Genomic DNA, 3,293 nt, shown 5'->3' with positions numbered 1-3,293 from the left:
CCTGCTGGCGTCTCCATCAACCCAACTACCGGACTGGTAACTTGGACGCCGACAGCGGCGCAGTTGGGACCGAGAGCTTTCACTGTACTAGCCAGCGACGGCAAAGGCTCAGAATCCAAGCTGTTCGTCCCGTTACAGGTAATCGAGGCGATTCCCAACCGCCCCCCTGAGATTACTTCCACCCCCCGCACCACAGCCCGCACCGGCAGCGGTTATTTCTACAAACTCGCTGCAACCGACCCAGACGGCAACCCGACAACCTTTACTTTGGTTGAAAAGCCGCTTGGGATGACCGTTGATTCAGAGGGGTTGCTGGCTTGGACTCCGAGCGCTTCCCAAGTCGGCCCGCAATCCGTGTCGGTATCGGTTAGCGACGGTCAGGGGGGAACCGATACTCAATCCTGGAGAGTCAATGTCTCGAATTCTACCGCTAACCGAGCTCCCAGCATTACTTCGGTACCCGATACCGTTACCAACTTAGAGAAAGTTTACCGCTACCAGCTAGCGGGAACCGACCCCGACGGAGATTACTTGCTGTGGAGCCTTGACAATGCTCCCAAAGGTATGGTAATTGACGCTAAAACCGGGGGTTTGAGTTGGCAGCCTACTCCCGACCAAATTGGGGAACATACCGTTGCGGTACGGGTAACTGATGCCCTCGGTTCTTATACCGGCCAAGAATACAGTTTAAAGGTTACGGGGATTAACACACCACCTGCGATCGTCTCCACTCCGGTGACAGTTGCAGCAGTCAATGGAGTTTACAGATATCAAGCGCTGGGAACAGACCCGGAAAATGATGCCCTGCGTTACAGTTTGGGCACTAAGCCCGAGGGTATGAAGATTGACCAGAACACAGGTGCGATCGAGTGGACTCCCGGTGCTAACTTTGTAGGTTCCCACGAAGTCGAAGTTTTGGCAACCGACACCCAGGGGGCGGTGGGGAATCAAAGGTTTGCGGTGCAGGTGGGAACCGCTGCCATCAATCAGTCTCCGACTGTAATCTCGACACCCGTGTTTGCTGCGTCTTTGGGCAGTCAGTACAGCTATCAGGTGCAAGCAACTGACCCCGACGGCGGCAGTTTGACTTATCAGTTATTGAAAGCACCGGCGGGGATGGCAATTAATGCCACAACTGGATTGTTAACTTGGGACAATCCGACTGCTGGAAACCATCAAATTGCAGTCGGCGCTGTTGATGCTGGTGGTTTGGGGGCAGCCCAAGGTTTTACATTAACGGAGAGGGCGAATTCGGCACCAGTTATTCCTACCGTACCGGCCCAGCAATCTGTAGCAACGGGCGCTACTTACCGCTACGATTTGAAAGCCAGTGATGCCGAAGGCGATTTGCTTTCTTATTCTTTGTTGCAGTCTCCCTCGGGCATGACTGTTGATGAATTCGGCCGTATTAGTTGGGTTCCTAAATCGGATGATGTCGGTACGACTAAACCAGTTCAAATTGCGATCGCCGATACCTTTGGCAAGACTGTTACTGTCGCCTACAATTTAAGCGTGGTTGCCGATACAGCCGCCCCTAAAGTCAATATTATTGCCAGCAAAAATACAGCTAATGTTGGAGATTCAATCACCTTTACTGTGAATGCTGTTGATAACGTGAAAGTTGAATCTTTGGGCTTAACTGTTAACGGCACTCCTGTTGTTTTAGATGCACAAGGTCAAGCAAATGTCAAGGTAAATAACTTCGGCAATTTTACAGCAGTTGCGACAGCACTAGATGCGGCAGGGAATGCGGGAACTGCGACGAAAACTGTGGCTGCAATTGATACTAGCGATGTCAGCGCGCCAACTATCAATATCAGTTTAGAAGATGATGCAGAAATTAGCGCGCCTGTCAACATCACCGGCACGATTAATGACAGCAATTTGGCTTACTATACTTTGGAAGTAGCCCCGGTTGGTGGCGGGGAGTTTAAGGAGGTTTATCGGGGAACAACCGCTGTCAATAACGGAACGGTTGCGGCATTTGACCCGACTGTTTTGGCTAACGGCGCTTATACTCTCAAATTCACTGCATTCGATGCTAACGGCAACGGTTCGACTACTGAGAGGACGGTGAATGTTGCAGGGGATTTGAAGTTGGGGAATTTCCGGTTGTCGTTTACTGATTTAACTGTTCCGGTGGCGGGAATTCCGATTAGCGTGACTCGGACTTACGATTCTTTGAATGCCAATGCAACAGATGATTTTGGCTACGGCTGGCGGATGGAATTCCGGGATACTGATTTGAAGACTTCGCTAAAAGCTGACCCGACTTATGAGGAGTTGGGAATTAATACGGTTCCTTTTCAATCGAAAACGAAAGTATTTATTACCTTACCGGGTGGAAAGCGGGAAACGTTTACATTCAAGCCGCAATCGCATCATTTGAATCAGTATTTAGGAGGGGCTGGGCCGGGTGCTCAGATGTACAAGCCGGCTTTTGAGTCTCAAAAGGGTTCGACGATGACTTTGACGGTTAAGGATGCGAATTTAGTCAGGAACTCAAACGGCGAGTATTACGGAGTCAACGGGCAGCCTTTCAATCCCGAAAATCCTGCTTTTGGGGGCATATACGTGTTGACTACCAAAGAGGGATTGGTTTACGAGATTGATGCGGCATCTGGGGATTTATTGACTGCGACTGATGCGAATGGGAATAAGTTGACTTTTAGCGATGCGGGGATTAAGAGTTCGACTGGTAAGTCGGTAACTTTTGAGAGGGATGCGGAGGGGAGAATTGTTAGCGTTGTTGACCCGGATGGCAAAAAGGTTAAGTACGAATACGACGCTAAAGGGGATTTAGTTGCTGTTAAGGATAGGGAGAATAATCCCACTCAATTTAAGTACGAAGATGAAGACAGACCGCACTTTTTAACTGAAGTTATAGACCCCTTGGGAAGAAGCGGAGTCAAGACTGACTACGACGATTCTGGTCGCCTCAAGCAGATGGTTGATGCGAATGGGTCGGCGGTGGAATTGATTTACGACCCTAATAATTCGCTTCAGAAAGTTAAGGATGTTTTTGAGAAAGAGACGACTTATGTTTACGACAGTCGCGGGAACGTTTTAACTGAAATCGACCCGTTAGGAAAGAGGATTGACAGGACTTACGATGCGGATAACAACGTTTGGACTGAAACTGTCATTACTAGCGAGTTAAATGCTGCTGGAAATCCTGTTGAGGTGAAGTATAAGACTGAGTGGACTTATGATAATCGGGGAAATAAGTTAACTGAGAAAGATGCTTTGGGCAATGTTTCGCGGTGGACTTATAACAGTCGGGGACAGGTTTT

Annotated in this window: 1 protein-coding gene; it reads left to right on the top strand. The window is 49.2% G+C overall.

The window, feature by feature from the left end:
* The coding region (locus tag QUB61_RS38600) for a putative Ig domain-containing protein (RefSeq protein WP_333190431.1) at nt 1–3,293 on the top strand (3,293 nt) is incomplete at both ends.

Source organism: Microcoleus sp. C2D2, from assembly GCF_036702495.1.
Taxonomy (GTDB): Bacteria; Cyanobacteriota; Cyanobacteriia; order Cyanobacteriales; family Microcoleaceae; genus Microcoleus.
The sequence above is the reverse complement of the archived record's forward strand: the minus strand, read 5'-3'. Positions and strand labels throughout refer to the sequence as shown.